The 20,152-nt window shown below is 65.0% G+C and carries 13 protein-coding genes; 9 read left to right on the top strand and 4 right to left on the bottom strand.

Annotated elements, in window-relative coordinates; all coding sequences use genetic code 11:
* From rluB to truB, 6 genes are all read left to right on the top strand, one after another.
* Window positions 1–1,507: 23S rRNA pseudouridine(2605) synthase RluB (rluB, locus tag ACPUER_RS05870; protein WP_425130590.1), on the top strand; the 1,507-nt coding region annotated here is incomplete at its 5' end.
* A gap of 435 nt (window positions 1,508–1,942) precedes the next feature.
* On the top strand, window positions 1,943–2,401 hold the full coding sequence (gene rimP, locus ACPUER_RS05865; RefSeq protein ID WP_011351796.1) for a ribosome maturation factor RimP: 459 nt from the start codon (window positions 1,943–1,945) through the stop codon (window positions 2,399–2,401).
* On the top strand, window positions 2,401–3,876 hold the full coding sequence (gene nusA, locus ACPUER_RS05860; protein WP_034184027.1) for a transcription termination factor NusA: 1,476 nt from the start codon (window positions 2,401–2,403) through the stop codon (window positions 3,874–3,876). The genes rimP and nusA overlap by 1 nt, the downstream gene beginning before the upstream one ends.
* Window positions 3,877–3,967: 91 nt before the next feature.
* Window positions 3,968–6,904: a translation initiation factor IF-2 gene (infB, locus tag ACPUER_RS05855; protein WP_072441717.1), complete on the top strand. Its 2,937-nt coding sequence runs from the start codon at window positions 3,968–3,970 to the stop codon at window positions 6,902–6,904.
* A 115-nt stretch (window positions 6,905–7,019) separates the two neighbouring features.
* On the top strand, window positions 7,020–7,418 hold the full coding sequence (gene rbfA / locus ACPUER_RS05850; RefSeq protein WP_034184029.1) for a 30S ribosome-binding factor RbfA: 399 nt from the start codon (window positions 7,020–7,022) through the stop codon (window positions 7,416–7,418).
* A gap of 13 nt (window positions 7,419–7,431) precedes the next feature.
* On the top strand, window positions 7,432–8,364 hold the full coding sequence (gene truB, locus ACPUER_RS05845) for a tRNA pseudouridine(55) synthase TruB (RefSeq protein WP_425130589.1): 933 nt from the start codon (window positions 7,432–7,434) through the stop codon (window positions 8,362–8,364).
* A 97-nt stretch (window positions 8,365–8,461) separates the two neighbouring features.
* Here the strand turns inward: truB and ACPUER_RS05840 are convergent, their stop codons facing one another.
* The 4 genes from ACPUER_RS05840 to ACPUER_RS05825 all read right to left on the bottom strand — a co-directional run bounded on the left by ACPUER_RS05840 (window position 8,462) and on the right by ACPUER_RS05825 (window position 13,398).
* Window positions 8,462–10,021, bottom strand: coding sequence for a DHA2 family efflux MFS transporter permease subunit (locus ACPUER_RS05840; RefSeq protein WP_175961560.1), 1,560 nt, complete (start codon window positions 10,019–10,021; stop codon window positions 8,462–8,464).
* 28 nt (window positions 10,022–10,049) lie between these two features.
* A complete protein-coding gene (locus tag ACPUER_RS05835; protein ID WP_175961559.1) occupies window positions 10,050–11,270 on the bottom strand; it encodes an efflux RND transporter periplasmic adaptor subunit in 1,221 nt (406 codons plus the stop codon).
* Between the two features lie 52 nt (window positions 11,271–11,322).
* A complete protein-coding gene (locus ACPUER_RS05830) occupies window positions 11,323–12,819 on the bottom strand; it encodes an efflux transporter outer membrane subunit (protein WP_175961558.1) in 1,497 nt (498 codons plus the stop codon).
* 87 nt (window positions 12,820–12,906) lie between these two features.
* Window positions 12,907–13,398 carry a MarR family winged helix-turn-helix transcriptional regulator gene (locus tag ACPUER_RS05825; RefSeq protein WP_034184034.1) on the bottom strand — a complete coding sequence of 164 codons (492 nt, stop codon included), beginning with the start codon at window positions 13,396–13,398 and terminating at the stop codon, window positions 12,907–12,909.
* A 326-nt stretch (window positions 13,399–13,724) separates the two neighbouring features.
* Here ACPUER_RS05825 and typA point away from each other — a divergent pair, with 326 nt between their 5' ends.
* The 3 genes from typA (at window position 13,725) to odhB (ending at window position 20,142) form a co-directional block, all read left to right on the top strand.
* Window positions 13,725–15,551 (top strand): translational GTPase TypA, encoded by a 1,827-nt coding sequence (typA, locus tag ACPUER_RS05820; protein ID WP_034184035.1) that lies wholly within the window; start codon window positions 13,725–13,727, stop codon window positions 15,549–15,551.
* A gap of 319 nt (window positions 15,552–15,870) precedes the next feature.
* Entirely contained in the window at window positions 15,871–18,735 is a 2,865-nt protein-coding gene (locus tag ACPUER_RS05815) for a 2-oxoglutarate dehydrogenase E1 component (protein ID WP_072441703.1), read from the top strand.
* A gap of 135 nt (window positions 18,736–18,870) precedes the next feature.
* Window positions 18,871–20,142: a 2-oxoglutarate dehydrogenase complex dihydrolipoyllysine-residue succinyltransferase gene (gene odhB, locus ACPUER_RS05810; RefSeq protein WP_425130588.1), complete on the top strand. Its 1,272-nt coding sequence runs from the start codon at window positions 18,871–18,873 to the stop codon at window positions 20,140–20,142.
* Window positions 20,143–20,152: the final 10 nt, after the last annotated feature.

Raw genomic sequence — 20,152 nt, 5'->3', positions numbered from 1 at the left:
GGCCGAGGCCGTCGAAGCGCAGCCCGCGCGCGCGCCGCGCAAGGAAGGCGCGGCCAAGGGCGGCCGCAAGCCGGCCGGCAAGCGCGAAGGTGCTGCCAAGGGCGGCCGTGGCGGCGCGCCGAAGGCTGAAGGCGGCTCGGCCAAGGCGGAGGGTGATGCGTCCCAGGACGAACTGTTCGCATACGTGACGTCGCCCGCATTCGACGCGGACAACTCCGCGGGCGGCAGCGGCGTGCGTGCGCCGATGCTGCGTCGCGGCCGCAGCCAGCCGGCGAACAAGCGCGTGCTGTCGCCGGACGACGACGCGCCGAAGCTGCACAAGGTGCTGGCGGAAGCGGGCATGGGCTCGCGTCGCGAAATGGAAGAGCTGATCGTCGCCGGCCGCGTGTCGGTGAACGGCGAGCCCGCGCACATCGGTCAGCGCATCATGCCGACCGACCAGGTGCGGATCAACGGCAAGCCGGTCAAGCGCAAGCTGCCGAACAAGCCGCCGCGCGTGCTGCTGTACCACAAGCCGACGGGCGAAATCGTCAGCCATGCGGATCCGGAAGGCCGTCCGTCGGTGTTCGACCGCCTGCCGCCGATGAAGACGGCGAAATGGCTTGCGGTGGGCCGCCTCGACTTCAATACCGAAGGTCTGCTGATGCTGACGACGTCGGGCGACCTCGCGAACCGCTTCATGCATCCGCGCTACAGCGTCGAGCGCGAGTACGCGGTGCGGGTGGTCGGCGAGCTCACCGAAGGCAACCGGCAGAAGCTGCTGCACGGCGTCGAGCTGGACGACGGCCCCGCCAATTTCCTGCGCATCCGCGATGGCGGCGGCGAAGGCACGAACCACTGGTATCACGTCGCGCTGGCCGAAGGCCGCAACCGCGAAGTGCGCCGGATGTTCGAGGCGGCCGGCCTGATGGTGAGCCGCCTGATCCGTACGCGTCACGGCCCGATCCCGCTGCCGCGCGGTCTGAAGCGCGGCCGCTGGGAGGAGCTCGACGACGCGCAGGTGCGCAAGCTGATGGCGACCGTCGGCCTGAAGGCGCCGTCCGAGGAGAAGGGCAAGCGCGGCGGTGCCGGCCAGGCAGAGCGCCGCCAGCCCGATCCGATGCTGACGTCGATGGGCTTCATCAGTCGCGAGCCGGTGCTGACGACGCACGGGCAGCTCGACCAGCCGCGCCGTGGCGGTGGCCGTCGCGGCGGGCCGGGTCTGCCCGGCCTGAGCGGCTACGGCAGCCTGCCGGTTGCGCCGTCAGGCTACGGCAATCGTGCTGGCGGCGGCCGCGACGGCAACCGCTCGGGCGGCGGCGGCCGAGATGGCAACCGCTCTGGCGGCGGCCGTGATGTCGACGGCAATCGAGCGTCGTACGGCGCGGGCCCCAAGCGTGAGGGCCCGGCGGGCGGCAAGCGAGGCGGCAGCAAGGGCGGCAATCGCAATCCGAACGGCAATCGTGCCGAAGGCGCCGGCAACAGCGGCGGCCCGCGTCCGCAGCGCAGCCGCACGCGCAGCCGCTAAGCGTGTCGCGGCGTGCGGCAGGATCGGCATCCGTCCGGTTTTGTCGGCGCGACGCGTTGCGTTTTTTGATTGCGACTGTATATATATGCCGCGTGCCGCTGGATGGCAGCCGGCATGCCCGATCTCCGGTGCGGCCGGATTGCGCCGGTTGATCGGGTAGCCAGATTTCGCATTTTCGGCCCGTAAAGGCAGCCGAAACGCTGCATTCACCGGCTGGCTTGGCGTTTGCGCCAAAAATCGCTATAATCGCGGAGTCGCTGGGCGTACGGATTCAATGTGCGGCTCAGGTGCGACCACCAGTAAGAAAGATGGGCGTTCCGCCCATTTTTTTTTGCTGAAACGGTTAGGCATCTCGGGTAGCGCTTCCTGCGCCGGCTAAGGCGCGCGCCCGCGGGTGAATCGCGAGCGGCGGGCGCGAACACCTGAGAGGACACTGTGCAACTGACGGAACTGATAGAAACCACGGTCACCGGGCTCGGCTACGAGCTGGTGGATCTCGAGCGCACCGGGCGCGGCATGCTTTGCATCTACATCGATCAGCCTGCCGGCATCTCGCTCGAAGATTGCGAAAAGGTCACGCGTCAGCTCCAGCACGTCTTGACGGTCGAAAACATCGATTACGAACGGCTCGAAGTCTCGTCCCCGGGGCTCGACCGCCCGTTGAAGAAGCTGGCCGACTTCGAGCGCTTCGCCGGCAGCGAAGTTTCCGTGACCTTGAAAAAGCCGCTGGACGGGCGCAAGACGTACCGGGGCATTCTGCACGCGCCGAATGGCGAAACGATCGGTTTGGAATTTGAAGGGAAGAAGGGCGAGGCGGCCATGCTGGATTTCACGCTGGCCGATATCGACAAAGCCCGCCTGATTCCGCAAGTTGACTTTAGGAGCCGCAAATAATGAGTCGCGAAGTGTTGATGCTGGTGGATGCGCTGGCGCGCGAGAAAAACGTCGACAAGGATGTGGTGCTGGGCGCCCTCGAGGCTGCGCTCGCGTCCGCTTCCAAGAAGCTGTTCGACGAAGGCGCCGAAATCCGCGTCCATATCGATCGCGAAAGCGGCGAGCACGAAACCTTCCGTCGCTGGCTCGTCGTGCCCGACGAGGCAGGCTTGCAGGAGCCGGATCGCGAGATCCTGCTGTTCGAGGCACGTGAGCAGAAGCCCGACGTCGAAGTCGGCGAATATGTCGAGGAACCCGTACCGTCGATCGAGTTCGGTCGCATCGGCGCGCAGGCCGCGAAGCAGGTGATCCTGCAGAAGGTGCGCGACGCGGAGCGCGAGCAGATCCTGAACGATTACCTCGAGCGCGGCGAAAAGATCATGACGGGCACGGTGAAGCGCCTCGACAAGGGCAACTTCATCGTCGAATCGGGCCGTGTCGAAGCGCTGCTGCGCCGCGACCAGCTGATCCCGAAGGAAAACCTGCGCGTGGGCGACCGCGTGCGCGCGTACATCGCGAAGGTCGACCGCACCGCGCGCGGCCCGCAGATCGAGCTGTCGCGCACGGCGCCCGAGTTCCTGATGAAGCTGTTCGAGATGGAAGTGCCGGAAATCGAGCAGGGCCTGCTCGAGATCAAGGCAGCGGCCCGCGACCCGGGCGTGCGCGCAAAGATCGGCGTCATCGCGTACGACAAGCGGATCGATCCGATCGGCACCTGCGTCGGCATTCGCGGCTCGCGCGTGCAGGCCGTGCGCAACGAGCTCGGTGGCGAAAACATCGACATCGTGCTATGGTCGGAGGATCCCGCCCAGTTCGTGATCGGCGCGCTCGCGCCGGCAGCTGTCCAGTCGATCGTCGTCGATGAAGAAAAGCACTCGATGGACGTCGTCGTCGACGAGAACGAACTGGCTGTCGCGATCGGCCGCAGCGGTCAGAACGTTCGCCTTGCCGGCGAGTTGACCGGCTGGCAGATCAACATCATGACGCCGGACGAATCCGCCCTGAAGCAGGGTGAAGAGCGCGACCGGCTGCGTGCGCTGTTCATGGCGCGTCTCGACGTCGACGAAGAAGTTGCCGACATCCTGATCGACGAAGGCTTCACGAGCCTCGAAGAGATCGCGTACGTGCCGCTCAACGAAATGCTCGAAATCGAGGCGTTCGACGAGGACACCGTGCACGAACTGCGCAACCGCGCACGCGACGCGCTGTTGACGATGGCCATCGCGAACGAAGAAAAGGTCGAGAACGCAGCGCTGGATCTGAAGAGCCTCGACGGCGTCACGCCGGAGCTGCTCGCGAAGCTGGCCGAACATGGTGTGCAGACGCGAGACGATCTCGCCGAGCTTGCAGTGGATGAACTGGTCGACCTGACCGGGATGGAAGAGGATGCCGCTAAGGCGTTGATCATGAAAGCACGTGAACACTGGTTCCAGTGAGAAATGACCATGGCGCACTGATTTGATGGCGGCCGTATGGCCTGACCCGATGCTAACAGCAAGGAATCGGTCCTTGCACTAAGAGGAATGAATGGCGAGTAACAACGTAGCCCAATTTGCCGCGGAACTGAAAATGCCTGCTGGTGTGCTGCTCGAACAGCTGCAGGCAGCGGGCGTCCAGAAAGCGAGTGAAGACGATGCGCTGTCCGAAGCGGACAAGGCGCGTCTGCTCGATCATTTGCGCAAGTCGCACGGCGCAACCGACGGCGACAAGCGCAAGATCACGCTGACCCGCAAGCATACGTCGGAGATCAAGCAATCTGACGCGACGGGCAAGGCTCGCACCATTCAGGTCGAGGTCCGCAAGAAGCGCACGTTCGTCAAGCGCGACGACGTGAGCGATGGCGCGGAACAGGGTCAGGCGCAGGCCGCCGAAGCGGACGACGATGCAGAACTGAAGCGTCGCGAGGAAGAAGCGCGCCGCGAGGCCGAGCTGCTCGAGAAGCAGGCTCAGGAACTGCGCGAGCGCCAGGAGCGCCTCGAGCGCGAGGAAGCCGAGCGCCGCGCTCGCGAGGAAGCGGCTGAAGCCGAGCGCCGTCGCGCCGAGGAAGAAGCTGCGGCGAAGCGTGCCGCGGCCGAAGCCGCTGCGGCACAGCAGCAGGCGGCAGCGCAGCAGGCCGCCGCGGCCGAGCCGGAAGCACCGAGTGCGCAGTCCGCGCAGGACGAAGCGCGCGCGGCCGCCGAAGCCCGTGCGGCTGCCGAACGTGCGGCGCAGCGCGAAGCGGCGAAGAAGGCCGAGGATGCTGCCCGCGAGGCGGCGGACAAGGCGCGCGCCGAGCAGGAAGAGATCAGCAAGCGCCGTGCGGCCGCCGAGGCCGAAGCGCGCGCGATCCGCGAAATGATGAACACGCCGCGCAAGGCCGTGGTCAAGGCAGTCGAGCCGCCGAAGCCGGTCGAGCCGCCGAAGCCGGCCGAAGCGAAGGGCACGCTGCACAAGCCGGCGAAGCCTGAAGGCGCGCAGGCGCGTCCGGCAGTGAAGAAGCCGGCCGGCGCAGCACCGGCCACGACGCAGGCACCGGCAGGCGCGGGCGACCGCAACAAGAAGCCGGGCGCAGGCAAGGGCGGCTGGCAGGACGACGCGGCGAAGCGCCGCGGCATCAAGACGCGCGGCGATTCGAGCGGCGGCGTCGACCGCGGCTGGCGCGGCGGCCCGAAGGGCCGTGGCCGTCACCAGGACAGCGCATCGTCGTTCCAGGCGCCGACCGAGCCGATCGTGCGTGAAGTGCACGTGCCGGAAACCGTGTCGGTTGCCGATCTCGCGCACAAGATGTCGATCAAGGCCTCGGAAGTCATCAAGGTGATGATGAAGATGGGCCAGATGGTCACGATCAACCAGGTGCTGGACCAGGAAACGGCGATGATCGTCGTCGAGGAACTGGGTCACCGCGCGGTTGCCGCGAAGCTGGACGATCCGGAAGCGCTGCTCGTCGAAGGCGAAACGACCACCGATGCGGAGCAACTGCCGCGTCCGCCGGTCGTTACGGTGATGGGTCACGTCGACCACGGCAAGACCTCGCTGCTCGACCACATCCGCCGCGCGAAGGTTGCCGCGGGCGAAGCGGGCGGCATTACGCAGCACATCGGCGCATATCACGTCGATACGCCGCGCGGCGTCATCACGTTCCTCGACACGCCGGGTCACGAGGCGTTCACGGCAATGCGTGCACGCGGCGCGAAGGCGACCGACATCGTGGTGCTGGTGGTGGCGGCCGACGACGGCGTGATGCCGCAGACGAAGGAAGCAATCGCCCACGCGAAGGCGGGTGGCGTGCCGATCGTCGTCGCGATCAACAAGATCGACAAGCCGGATGCGAACCCCGAGCGCGTCAAGCAGGAGCTGGTCGCGGAAGGTGTCGTGCCGGAAGAGTACGGTGGCGATTCGCCGTTCGTGCCGGTGTCGGCGAAGACGGGTGCCGGCATCGACGATCTGCTCGAGAACGTGCTGCTTCAGGCCGAAGTGCTGGAACTGAAGGCACCGATCGAAGCGCCGGCCAAGGGCATCGTGATCGAAGCGAAGCTCGACAAGGGCAAGGGCCCGGTCGCGACGATCCTCGTGCAGTCCGGTACGCTGAACCGTGGCGACATCGTGCTGGCGGGTACGGCCTATGGCCGCGTGCGCGCGATGCTCGACGAGAACGGCAAGCCGACGAAGGAAGCCGGCCCGTCGATCCCGGTCGAAATCCAGGGTCTGTCGGAAGTGCCGGGTGCGGGCGAGGAAGTGATCGTGCTGCCGGACGAACGCAAGGCACGTGAAATCGCGCTGTTCCGTCAGGGCAAGTTCCGTGACGTGAAGCTCGCGAAGCAGCAGGCCGCGAAGCTGGAAAGCATGCTCGAGCAGATGGGCGAAGGCGAAGTACAGAACCTGCCGCTCATCATCAAGGCAGACGTGCAGGGTTCGCAGGAAGCGCTCGTGCAGTCGCTGCTCAAGCTGTCGACCGACGAAGTGCGCGTGCAGATCGTGCACAGCGCGGTGGGCGGCATCAGCGAAAACGACGTCAACCTCGCGACGGCATCGAAGGCGGTCATCATCGGCTTCAACACGCGTGCGGATGCACAGGCGCGCAAGCTGGCCGAGTCGAACGGCATCGACATCCGCTACTACAACATCATCTACGACGCAGTGGATGAGGTGAAGGCGGCAATGTCGGGCATGCTGGCGCCGGAGAAGCGCGAAGTCATCACCGGCATGGTCGAGGTGCGTCAGGTCTTCAAGGTACCGAAGGTCGGCACGGTCGCCGGCTGTATGGTGACGGACGGTATCGTCAAGCGTTCGTCGTCGGTTCGCGTGCTGCGCAACAACGTCGTGATCTTCACGGGCGAACTCGAATCGCTGAAGCGCTTCAAGGACGACGTGAAGGAAGTGAAGCAAGGCTTCGAGTGCGGTATGTCGGTGAAGAACTTCAACGACGTCATCGAAGGCGACCAGTTCGAAGTCTTCGAAGTGACCGAAGTCGCGCGTACGCTGTAACCGTCGCGCATCGGCTCATGGGCGGGGCAGGCTTGGGCCTGTCCCGCCCATTTTCATAGTGGCGCGCCAACAATGGCCCGCCGCTTCATCCTGATAAACGGATCACGGATCGATCATGTCCAGGAAACGGACTTCTCCCAATCGCAACGTTCAGATCGCCGACCAGATTCAGCGCGATCTGTCCGAACTCATCATGCGCGAGGTCAAAGACCCGCGCATCGGCATCGTGACCATCCAGAGCGTGGAGCTCACGCCGGACTACGCGCACGCGAAGGTCTACTTCACGGCGCTCACCGGCGATCCGGAAAAGACGCAGGAGGCGCTGAACCATGCATCGGGGCACCTGCACAACCTGCTGTTCAAGCGTCTGCACATTCATACCGTGCCGACGCTGCACTTCCATTACGACCAGACGATCGAGAAGGCCGTGGAAATGTCGCGCCTGATCAAGGAAGCGAATTCGACGCGTGCGAAGGACGACGACGAAGCCGACGCGCCGACCAAGGACGACTGAACTCGACCGGCCTATGACGAATGCAGCATCCCAACGCCCGCGCGTGCCCCGGCGCGCGCTGGACGGTGTCCTCCTGCTCGACAAGCCGGTCGGCCTGTCGAGCAACGATGCGCTGATTCGCGCGAAGCGGCTGCTTCTCGCGAAGAAAGCCGGCCACACCGGCACGCTCGATCCGCTGGCTTCGGGCCTGCTGCCGCTGTGTTTCGGCGAGGCGACGAAGTTCTCGCAGGATCTGCTCGAGGCCGACAAGACCTACGAAGCGACGATGCGCCTCGGCCTGCGCACGGCCACCGGCGATGCGGAAGGCGAAGTGATCGACACGCGGCCGGTCGAATGCGACCGCGCAGCGGTGGAGGCCGCGCTCGCGCGCTTCACCGGCGAGATCGTGCAGGTGCCACCAATGTATTCGGCACTCAAGCGTGATGGCAAGCCGCTGTACGAATATGCGCGCGCGGGTCAGACCGTCGAGCGTGAAGGCCGCAACGTGACGATCCATGCGCTCGACCTGCTTGCCTGCGAGATGCCCGACGTAACGTTCCGCGTGACCTGCAGCAAGGGCACTTATGTGCGCACGCTGGCGGAGGATATCGGCGAGGCGCTCGGTTGCGGTGCGCATCTGACGATGCTGCGTCGTACGGGCGTCGGCGCGCTGACGCTCGAGCATGCGGTGACGCTCGATGCGCTGTCGGACGCGGATGAATCGGCGCGCGATGCGTGGCTCCAGCCGGTCGATGCATTGTTGTCGACGTTTCCGTCCGTTCGTCTCGACGACGCGTGCGCGAAGCGGTTCCTGCATGGTCAGCGCCTGCCGCTGTCGGAGCTCGGGCCGATCGATGCGGCCGACGGCGAGCGCATGCGCGTCTATGACGCAACGCGGCTGCTCGGCGTGGCGCGCAAGGCGAATGGCGTGCTCGCACCGGAACGGCTCGTCGTGACGGCAGCCTGACGCAGCGGCGCGAGCGCGCCGTCGGAGCAACAAAAAGCCCGGTCGATTTCGACCGGGCTTTTTGTTTGGCGCGCGGTGGCGCGGTGTCGGGCGGCGCTCAGTGTGCCGCCGACGCTGCCGCACCGGCATCGCCGCCGCCCGCGCGTTCGGGCTTCGTGATCCAGATCAGCGCAATCAGCAGCACGAAGATCACGGCCGAAATGTAGAACAGGTCGTTCACGCCGAGCTGCGCGGCCTGTTGCGTGGCCTGGTTGTTGATGAGGCCATGCGCCTGGTTCTGCGTCAGCCCGAGATTGCCCATCTGCGTGACGGCCTGGTTGAACGTCGGGTTGTACACGTTCGCCTGCTCGACCAGTTGCGCATGATGGAAGTTGTTGCGGTGATCCCACGCGGTCTGGAAGATCGACGTGCCGATGCCGCCGCACATGATCCGCACGAAGTTCGACAGGCCGGAAGCCGCGGGAATGCGGTGGCCGGGCAGGCCGGACAACGTGATCGACACGAGCGGAATGAAGAAGCCGGCCATCGCGATGCCCTGCACGAGCGTCGGCAGCGTCAGCGACCATTCGTCGACGCCCGTCGTGTAGCGCGAGCGCATCCAGAAGCACAGTGCGAACGTGAGGAACGCGGCAGTCGCGATGTAGCGAGGATCGGTGCGCGGCAGGAACTTGCCGGTCAGCGGCGACAGCAGGATCGCGAACAGCCCGACCGGCGCCATCACGAGGCCGGCGTCGGTCGCCGTGTAGCCGATCTGGGTCTGCAGCCACAGCGGCAGCAGCACGAGGTTGCCGAAGTAGAGCCCGTAACCGACCGCAAGCGCGATCGTGCCGCCCGTGAAGTTGCGAATCCGGAACAGCGACAGGTCGACGACGGGGTGCTCGGCGGTCAGTTCCCAGATCACGAAGAACGCGAACGAGATGATCGCGATCAGCGCGAGCGCGACGATCGTCGTCGATGCGAACCAGTCGAGATCCTTGCCCTTGTCGAGCATGATCTGCAGCGAGCCGACCCACAGCACCAGCAGCGCGAGACCGACGCCGTCGATCGGGGCGCGGCGCACCGTCGATTCGCGCGAGCGGTAGATCGACCACGTGGCGAGCGCCGCGGCGATGCCGACCGGGATATTCACGTAGAAGATCCACGGCCACGAGTAGTTGTCCGAGATCCAGCCGCCGAGGATCGGGCCCGCGACCGGTGCAATCAGCGTCGTCATCGACCACAACGCGAGCGCCATCGGCGCCTTCGCGCGCGGATAGCTCGACAGCAGCAGCGATTGCGACAGCGGAATCATCGGGCCCGCGACCGCACCCTGCAGCACGCGCGACGCGAGCAGGAACGGCAGCGTCGGCGCGAGGCCGCACATCCAAGACGAGATGACGAACAGGATGATCGACGCGAGGAACAGGCGGACCTGCCCGAAACGGTCGGTCAGCCAGCCCGTCAGCGGCACCGAGATCGCGTTCGCGACCGCGAACGACGTGATGACCCACGTGCCCTGGTCGGATGACACGCCAAGGTCGCCCGAGATGGTCGGGATCGCGACGTTCGCGATGGACGTGTCGAGCACGTTCATGAACACCGCGAGCGACACCGCGATCGTCCCGAGTACGAGTTGCCCGCCCTGCAAGGGCGGGTAGGAGACAGGAGCCTGTGCCATTTCGGTTGTTTTTCCGGAGTCGGAACGGTTACATCATCTTCGCGGCGCTGCCTTGCTTCGCCGCGGCCGGCACCGCCGACGCGTTGCTGCCCGCGTTCTCGGCGATGACGCGCGCGATTTCGGCATCGGCTTCGTCGCCGTACTTCGCGAACACGTTGGTCTCGTAGACGGTGTTCGGCGCGTTGACGAGCTGGTTGCCGCGTTCGTCCTTGATGTCCACGTCGACCTGCATCGACAGGCCGATGCGCAGCGGATGCTTGTCGAGATCCTTCGGATCGAGCTCGATACGCACCGGCAGGCGCTGCACGACCTTGATCCAGTTGCCGGTCGCGTTCTGCGCCGGCAGCAGCGAGAACGCCGAGCCCGTGCCGGCCGAGAAGCCGACGACCTTGCCGTGGTAGACGGCCGACGAGCCGTAGATGTCGGCCGTCAGCTCGACCGGCTGGCCGATGCGCATGTGCTTGAGCTGGACTTCCTTGAAGTTCGCGTCGACCCACACCGCATTCAACGGCACCACCGACATCAGCGGCGTGCCGGGCGACACGCGCTGACCGACCTGCACCGAGCGCTTCGCGACGTAGCCCGTCACAGGGGCCGGCAGCACGTTGCGCGCGTTCGCGAGATACGCGTCGCGAACCTTCGCTGCGGCGGCCATCACGTTCGGGTGCGACGCGATCGTGGTGTTAGCTGTCAGCGCGCGGTTCGATGCGAGCTGCTGCTGCGCGCTATCGAGCGACGCTTGCGCGGCTTTCACGGCGTCACGTGCGTGCGAGATCTCTTCCTGCGACACGGCGCCCGTCTGCGCGACGGCCACACGGCGGCGCAGATCGTCCTCGGCCTTCGACAGGTCGGACTGGCGCAGCGCGACCTGCGCGCGGTACTGGTCGTCGTTGACGAACAAGCCGCGCACCTGGCGCACCGTCTGCGCGAGGTTGGCTTCCGCCTGCTGCAGCGCGACCTGCGAATCGGCCGGGTCGAGCACGACCAGCGGATCGCCGGCCTTGACCGTCTGCGTATCGTCGGCCTTCACGGCGATCACGGTGCCGGTGACCTGCGGCGTGATCTGCACGACGTTGCCGTTCACGTACGCATCGTCGGTCCCTTCATGGAAGCGGGCGACGAGGAAGTAGTACAGGCCGTACGCGATGGCCGCGATTACGATGACCGCGACGAGCAGCGTCATCATCCGCTTGCGCTTCCCGTTGTTTTGCGACTGTGCGCTGGCGGCGTTTTGTTGAGGGTCGCTCATGGCGATTTTCTCCGTCCGTTATTTCGAGTGTCTGCGTAGTGGTGGCGCCGGATCAGTTGGCGGCCTGTTTGGTCGGCTTGTCGGCGTCGGGCGCGGCGAGCGGCGTGCCGGTCGCATCGAACCCGCCGCCCAGTGCCTTGATCAGCGCGAGCTGCATGTCGCGCCGGCGCATCTTCAGGTTGGTCACCGTCTGCTCCGATGCGAGGCGGTTGCTGTCCGCGGTCAGCACCTGCAGTTGCGGCGACAGGCCGGCCTTGTAGCGAATCACGGCGAGATCGTAGGCGCGCGTCGACGCGTCGAGCGCGCGTTGCGCGTCGCCCATCTGGCGATCGATCGCGCGGATCGACGAGACTTGCGTCGCGACGTCGTTCAGCGCGCTGATCAGCGTCTGGTTGTAATTCGCCACTGACAGGTCGAAATCCGCATAGCGACCCTTGAGCTGTGCGCGCAGCGCGCCGGCGTCGAAGATCGGCAGGTGGATCGCCGGGCCGAACTGCGCCTGGCGGCTCGCGAAGTTCAGGAATTTGCCCCAGCCGAACGCATCGAAACCGAAGCCGGCCGCGAGGTTCACGTCGGGATAGAACTCGGCCTTCGCTTCCTTCACGTCGTGCATCGCAGCCTCGACCTGCCAGCGTGCGGCGACGATGTCGGGGCGGCGCGAGACGAGATCGGCCGGCAGGTTGCCGGGCAGTGCGACTTCGCCGCTCGGGTTCATCACGGGTGCCGCGATCTGCAGCCCGCGATCAGGCCCCTTGCCGAGCAGCGCGGCGAGCTGGTAGCGCACCGTCGTGATCTGGCCGTCGAGATCCGACAGCGAAGCCTGGGTCGTCGCGATATTGCCGCGGGCCGTCTGGCGTTCGACGTTGGTGTCGAGGCCTGCCGATACGCGGCCGTCGGTGATCTTGCCGACCGTCTCGCGGTTGGTGATCTCGCGTTGCGCGATGTCGCGCAGCGCGTAGAGCTGTGCGAGCGAGTTATAGGTGCGCGCGACCGATGACGCGAGCGTGATGCGTGCCTGCTGCATGTCGGCTTCGGCCGCTTTTTCCTGCGACACAGCGGTGTGCAGGCGTTCGCGGTTCTTGCCCCACAGGTCGAGTTCCCACGATGCGCTCGCGAGCGCGTTGTTCTCGCTGTACCACTGGCCGCCGTACGGGGGCGGGAACAGTGCGTTCGACGAATACAGCTCGCGCGTCCACGAGTAGCTGGCTTCGGCTTTCGGCAGCAGGTTCGAGCGCGACGATTCGATGTACGACGATGCCTTCGCGATGCGCGCCTGCGCCTGCGCGATCGACGGATTGCCCTGAAGGGCCTCGTCGATCAGCTTCGGCAACTGCGGATCGCCGAACTGGCTGGCCCAGTCGAGCGCCGGCCACTGGCCGCCCTGGGCCGGCAGGCTCTGCGCGGATTCGAATTGCGACGCGGGGGCGATCTGCTTGTCGCTCTTGATGCCGATGTAATTCGCGCAGCCCGCCAGCGCCAGTGCGGCGACCGCGGCGGCGACGGCGGCGCGGCACGACCCGGCGCGCACGGACAACGGGGAGGATTTCATCGTGCTGACCCCTGACTCGGAATGAATGATGGACACTGCAAGGATTTCCTTACATTAATCTGTCAAAAGTAATTGTTATGGCAACTATTACGTGATGCTGCCGCCGGCCGTCTCGCAATAGTTGCTGAGAATGCGGCGCAGCATGCTCTTCAGGAACCCGACTTCTTCCGGCGTAAATCCGTCCAGCACCTGGTCGAGCACGCTGCGGAAAATGGGCGGCAGCCGTTCGGCAAGCGCGCGGCCTTCGTCGGTCAGTTCGAGGCGCACGACGCGCCGATCCTCGATGCTGCGCACGCGGGACAGCAGGCCGCGTTTCTCGACCCGGTCGAGCAGGCGCGTGACCGCGCTCGCGTCGATCCCGTATTCGCGAGCGAGCTCGGCGGCCGTCGAGCACTTGCCGACCGCGATCATGAACAGCATGCTCGCCTGCGTGCCCGTGATGCCGAGCTCTTCCTGCGTGCGTTGCGTGACGAGGTTGGTCATCACCGATTTCACGCGCGACATCAGATAACCGACGCTGTCGTTCATCTGATACGAAGACAGCGGCGAAACGGGCGGTTGGGTAGGAGAATCCGACATAAAACCCTGAAACTGCAATAGTTGACTAGGCAGTATTATAGGTACAATTGCTTGCCGCGGCAAATGTTAATCGAACTGCAACGGGCGTGCTCCGCGTTGCAAGAATCCCTCATCACGGCAAGGGTTTTCGGTCTGCTGGCGGCGGCGCCTTCGGCAGATCTGCGCGTTCGAGAGGGGTAGGGCCGGCTCGGCTTGCTGCGTTGCAACGTGCCAGCCAGCTTTCGACACGCGCACGTGCTATAATTTGAGGCTTTCCAAGCTGCAATGCGCGCGCCCGTGAAAAACGAGCGGGCGCGTTTGCGCGTTCAAACGATTTCCAGGTTTCTATGACCCGCGCCCTTCGCAATATCGCCATCATCGCCCACGTCGACCACGGCAAGACTACGCTCGTCGACCAACTGCTCCGCCAGTCCGGCACCTTCCGCGAGAACCAGCAGATTGCGGAGCGGGTGATGGATTCGAACGACATCGAAAAGGAGCGCGGGATCACGATTCTCGCGAAGAACTGCGCGGTCGAGTACGAAGGCACGCACATCAACATCGTCGACACGCCGGGGCACGCGGACTTCGGTGGCGAGGTGGAGCGCGTGCTGTCGATGGTCGACTCGGTGCTGCTGCTCGTCGACGCGGTCGAGGGCCCGATGCCGCAGACGCGCTTCGTCACGAAGAAGGCGCTCGCGCTCGGCCTGAAGCCGATCGTCGTCGTCAACAAGATCGACCGCCCGGGCGCGCGGATCGATTGGGTCATCAACCAGACGTTCGACCTGTTCGACAAGCTCGGCGCGACGGAAGAGCAGCTCGACTTCCCGATCGTCTATGCATCGGGCCTGAACGGCTATGCGTCGCTCGACCCGGCCACGCGCGAAGGCGACATGCGCCCGCTGTTCGAGGCGATCCTCGCGCACGTGCCGGTCCGCCCGGCCGACCCGGAAGCGCCGCTGCAGCTTCAGATCACGTCGCTCGACTATTCGACGTACGTCGGCCGGATCGGCGTCGGCCGCATCACGCGCGGCCGCATCAAGCCGGGCCAGCCGGTCGTGATGCGTTTCGGCCCGGAAGGCGACGTGCTGAGCCGCAAGATCAACCAGGTGCTGTCGTTCAAGGGTCTCGAGCGCGTGCAGGTCGACTCGGCCGAAGCCGGCGACATCGTGCTGATCAACGGTATTGAAGATGTCGGTATCGGCGCGACGATCTGCGCGGTGGATACGCCGGAAGCGCTGCCGATGATCACCGTCGACGAGCCGACGCTGACGATGAACTTCCTCGTCAACTCGTCGCCGCTCGCGGGCCGCGAAGGCAAGTTCGTGACGAGCCGCCAGATCCGCGACCGCCTGATGAAGGAACTGAACCACAACGTCGCGCTGCGCGTGAAGGACACCGGCGACGAAACGGTGTTCGAAGTGTCGGGCCGCGGCGAACTGCACCTGACGATTCTCGTCGAGAACATGCGTCGCGAAGGCTACGAGCTGGCCGTGTCGCGTCCGCGCGTCGTGATGCAGGAAATCGACGGCGCGAAGCACGAGCCGTACGAACTGCTGACGGTCGACGTCGAGGACGAGCATCAGGGTGGCGTGATGGAAGAGCTCGGCCGCCGCAAGGGCGAGATGCTCGACATGGCGTCGGACGGTCGTGGCCGCACGCGTCTGGAATACAAGATCTCGGCGCGCGGCCTGATCGGCTTCCAGAGCGAATTCCTGACGCTCACGCGCGGCACGGGCCTGATGAGCCATATCTTCGACTCGTACGCACCGGTCAAGGACGGCTCGGTCGGCGAGCGCCGCAACGGCGTGCTGATCTCGCAGGACGACGGCGCGGCCGTGGCGTACGCACTGTGGAAGCTGCAGGATCGCGGCCGCATGTTCGTGAAGCCGGGCGACGCGCTGTATGAGGGCATGATCATCGGCATCCACAGCCGCGACAACGACCTCGTCGTGAACCCGATCAAGGGCAAGCAGCTGACCAACGTGCGCGCGTCGGGCACCGACGAAGCCGTGCGTCTCGTTCCGCCGGTCCAGATGTCGCTCGAATACGCGGTCGAGTTCATCGATGACGACGAACTCGTCGAGGTGACGCCGCAGTCGATCCGCCTGCGCAAGCGCTTCCTGAAGGAGCACGAGCGTCGCCGCGCGAGCCGCGAAGGCGCGGTCGACTGAGCGTTTCGACCGTTTCCGTGCATCACAAGAAAGGCTGCCTCCGGGCGGCCTTTTCTGCATCTGCGCGGCGCGCAACCGGATTGTCTGCAAAACACTGTTCCCGCGGGTCGTGGCAATCCGGCAAAACCCCGTCGCGCGGTGCTTTCGGGCACATTTCGCCGTGAACTCCGGTATCGGTTCTGTGATATGCTGCGCGCACGCAAGTTTTAGGTCCTTCCAAGCAAGACTTGATTCGCAATCCGCTAAACGGTCAGGCCGTGTCGCGGAAGGTTGAGTAACCCGCTATTTCTCGAGAAGCTCGAAGAAAGGTGAGCGTAAAATGTCAGATGTAATGAAGCAGTTTCAGCTGAACTCCTATCTGTTCGGCGGCAATGCTTCGTACGTTGAAGAACTGTACGATGCATACCTCAACAATCCGGCGTCGGTGCCGGAGAATTGGCGAGAGTATTTCGACGCGCTGCAGAATGTGCCTGCAACGGACGGATCGAATGCCAATGACGTCGCGCATTTCCCGATCGTCGAATCGTTTGCCGAGCGTGCGAAGGCCAATGCCTTCATCCCGCGCGAAAGCGGCACCAATCTGGCTGCGGCGCGCAAGCAGGTTCACGTCCAGTCCCTCATCAGCGCCTATCGCTTCCTTGGCTCGCAATGGGCCAATCTGGATCCCCTGAAGCGTCGCGAACGTCCCGCCATTCCCGAACTCGAACCCGCGTTCTACGACTTCTCCGAAGGCGACCTCGACCAGACCTACAGCGCGAGCAACCTGTATTTCGGTTTCGACCAGGCTTCGCTGCGCGATATCGTCAAGGGCCTGCGCGACACGTACTGCGGCACGATCGGCGCCGAGTACATGTACATCAGCGACCCGGAACAGAAGCGCTGGTGGCAGGAGCGCCTGGAGTCGACCCGCGCGACGCCGAATTTCTCGGCAGACGAGAAGAAGCACATCCTGAATCGCCTGACGGCTGCTGAAGGCCTCGAGCGCTACCTGCACACCAAGTACGTCGGCCAGAAGCGCTTCTCGCTCGAAGGCGGCGAAAGCTTCATCGCGGCGATGGACGAAGTCGTCCAGCATGCGGGCAAGCGCGGCGTGCAGGAAATCATCATCGGCATGGCCCACCGTGGCCGCCTGAACGTGCTCGTCAACACGCTCGGCAAGATGCCGGCCGACCTGTTCGCCGAATTCGAAGGCAAGCACGTCGACGACCTGCCGGCCGGCGACGTGAAGTACCACAAGGGCTTCTCGTCGGACGTGTCGACGGAAGGCGGCCCGGTCCACCTGTCGCTTGCATTCAACCCGTCGCACCTCGAAATCGTGAACCCGGTGGTCGAAGGTTCCGCGAAGGCGCGGATGGACCGCCGCGGCGACGAAGACGGCCTGCAGGTGCTGCCGGTGCAGATCCACGGCGACGCGGCCTTCGCGGGCCAGGGCGTCGTGATGGAAACGCTGAACCTCGCGCAGACGCGCGGTTACGGCACGCACGGCACGCTGCACATCGTCATCAACAACCAGATCGGCTTCACGACGTCCGACCCGCGCGACGCGCGCTCGACGCTGTACTGTACCGACGTCGTCAAGATGATCGAGGCGCCGGTGCTGCACGTGAACGGCGACGATCCGGAAGCCGTGATCCTCGCGACGCAGATCGCGATCGACTACCGGATGCAGTTCCACAAGGATGTCGTGATCGACATCGTCTGCTTCCGCAAGCTGGGTCACAACGAGCAGGACACGCCGGCCGTCACGCAGCCGCTGATGTACAAGAAGATCGCGCAGCATCCGGGCACCCGTGCGCTGTACGCCGAGAAGCTCGTGCAGCAGGGCGTGATCACCGCGGAAGACGCCGACAACTACGTGAAGGCGTACCGCAAGGCGATGGACGACGGTCACCACACGGTCGACCCGGTCCTGTCGAACTACAAGAGCAAGTACGCGGTCGACTGGGTTCCGTTCCTGAACCGCAAGTGGACGGATGCGGCCGACACGGCCGTGCCGCTCGCGGAACTGAAGCGCCTCGGCGAACGCATCACGACGGTCCCGGAAAACTTCAAGGTCCACCCGCTCGTCGAGCGCGTGATCAACGACCGCCGCAACATGGCGCGCGGCGACCAGCCGCTCGACTGGGGCATGGGCGAGCACCTCGCGTTCGCGTCGCTCGTCGCATCGGGCTACTCGGTGCGCCTGACGGGCCAGGACTCGGGCCGCGGCACGTTCACGCACCGTCACGCGGTGCTGCACGACCAGAACCGCGAGCGCTGGAACGACGGCACGTACGTGCCGCTGCAGAACATCGCCGAAGGCCAGGCGAAGTTCACGGTGATCGACTCGGTGCTGTCGGAAGAAGCGGTGCTGGGCTTCGAATACGGTTACTCGACCGCCGAGCCGAACACGCTCGTGCTGTGGGAAGCGCAGTTCGGCGACTTCGTCAACGGCGCGCAGGTCGTGATCGACCAGTTCATCTCGTCGGGCGAAGTGAAGTGGGGCCGCGTGTCGGGTCTCACGATGCTGCTGCCGCACGGCTACGAAGGCCAGGGTCCGGAACACTCGTCGACCCGTATCGAGCGTTTCCTGCAACTGTGCGCGGATCACAACATGCAGGTCGTCCAGCCGACGACGCCGGCGCAGATCTTCCACCTGCTGCGTCGCCAGATGATCCGCCTGTTCCGCAAGCCGCTGATCGTCGCCACGCCGAAGTCGCTGCTGCGTCACAAGGAAGCGGTGTCGGACCTGTCGGAACTCGCGAAGGGTTCGTTCCAGCCGGTGCTGGGCGAAACCGACGGCGGCATCGACGCGAAGAAGGTCAAGCGCGTGCTGGCATGCTCGGGCCGCGTGTATTACGACCTCGTCGCACATCGCCGCGAAGCGAAGGCGAACGACGTCGCGATCATCCGTATCGAGCAACTGTATCCGTTCGCGCACAAGCAGTTCGAAGCCGAAATGAAGAAGTACGAGAACGCGACTGAAGTGGTCTGGGTGCAGGACGAGCCGCAGAATCAGGGCCCCTGGTTCTACGTCGAGCACCATCTGAAGGAAGGCATGAAGGAAGGACAGAAGCTGGCATACAGCGGCCGTCCGGCTTCGGCCTCGCCGGCGGTTGGCTACTACGCGAAGCACTACGAGCAGCAGAAGGCCCTGATCGAAGGTGCTTTCGGCCGCCTGAAGAGCGCATCGATCGCGAAATAACCGACGGAAGCGAAACGGGAAGGCGCGCGGCGCTTTCCCGTCTCCTTTGGCCTGCCTGGCGCGTCGCGCGCCGCACCGGCCGAAGGAATCGCACGAACCTCGTCATTACCCAGATTAAGCATCCAGGAAAATCACATGGCTATCGTAGAAGTCAAAGTCCCCCAGCTTTCGGAGTCGGTTTCGGAAGCCACCATGCTGCAGTGGAAGAAGAAGCCGGGCGAAGCAGTCGCGCAAGACGAAATCCTGATCGAACTCGAGACCGACAAGGTCGTGCTCGAAGTGCCGGCGCCGGCCGCGGGCGTGCTCGCGCAAGTGCTGCAGAACGACGGTGACACGGTGGTTGCCGATCAGCTGATCGCGACGATCGACACAGAAGCGAAGGCAGGTGCAGCCGAAGCAGCGGCGGGCGCCGCCGAAGTCAAGCCTGCTGCAGCGCCTGCTGCGGCCGCACCGGCAGCACAGCCGGTCGCCGCAACGGCATCGTCGGCCACCGCATCGCCGGCCGCATCGAAGCTGCTGGCCGAGAAGGGCCTGTCGGCAGGCGACGTCGTAGGTTCGGGCCGCGACGGTCGCGTCACGAAGGGCGACGCGCTGGCAGCAGGCAGCGCACCGAAGGCCGCTCCGGCCGCCGCACCGGCCAAGGCCGCTGCGAAGCCGTCGCTGCCGGAAGTGAAGGTGCCGGCGTCGGCGACGACCTGGCTGAACGACCGTCCGGAACAGCGCGTGCCGATGTCGCGCCTGCGTGCGCGTATCGCCGAGCGTTTGCTCGAATCGCAGCAGACCAACGCGATCCTGACGACGTTCAACGAAGTCAACATGGCTCCGGTCATGGAACTGCGCAACAAGTACAAGGACAAGTTCGAGAAGGAACATGGCGTGAAGCTCGGCTTCATGTCGTTCTTCGTGAAGGCGGCCGTGCATGCGCTGAAGAAGTTCCCGCTCGTGAACGCGTCGATCGACGGTAACGACATCGTCTACCACGGCTACTTCGACATCGGTATCGCCGTCGGCTCGCCGCGCGGCCTCGTGGTGCCGATCCTGCGCAATGCAGATCAACTGAGCCTCGCCGACATCGAGAAGAAGATCGCCGAATTCGGCCAGAAGGCGAAGGACGGCAAGCTGTCGATCGAGGAAATGACGGGCGGTACGTTCTCGATCTCGAACGGCGGCGTGTTCGGCTCGATGCTGTCGACCCCGATCATCAACCCGCCGCAATCGGCAATCCTCGGCGTGCACGCGACGAAGGAGCGTCCGGTCGTCGAAAACGGCCAGATCGTGATCCGTCCGATCAACTATCTCGCGCTGTCGTACGACCACCGGATCATCGACGGCCGCGAAGCCGTGCTGTCGCTCGTCGCGATGAAGGATGCGCTCGAGGATCCGGCACGCCTGCTGCTCGACCTGTAAGCCGAGTTTC

Source organism: Burkholderia sp. DN3021 (assembly GCF_049805555.1).
GTDB classification, from domain to species: Bacteria; Pseudomonadota; Gammaproteobacteria; order Burkholderiales; family Burkholderiaceae; genus Burkholderia; species Burkholderia pyrrocinia_C.
This window is presented reverse-complemented; position numbering and strand designations above follow the sequence as displayed.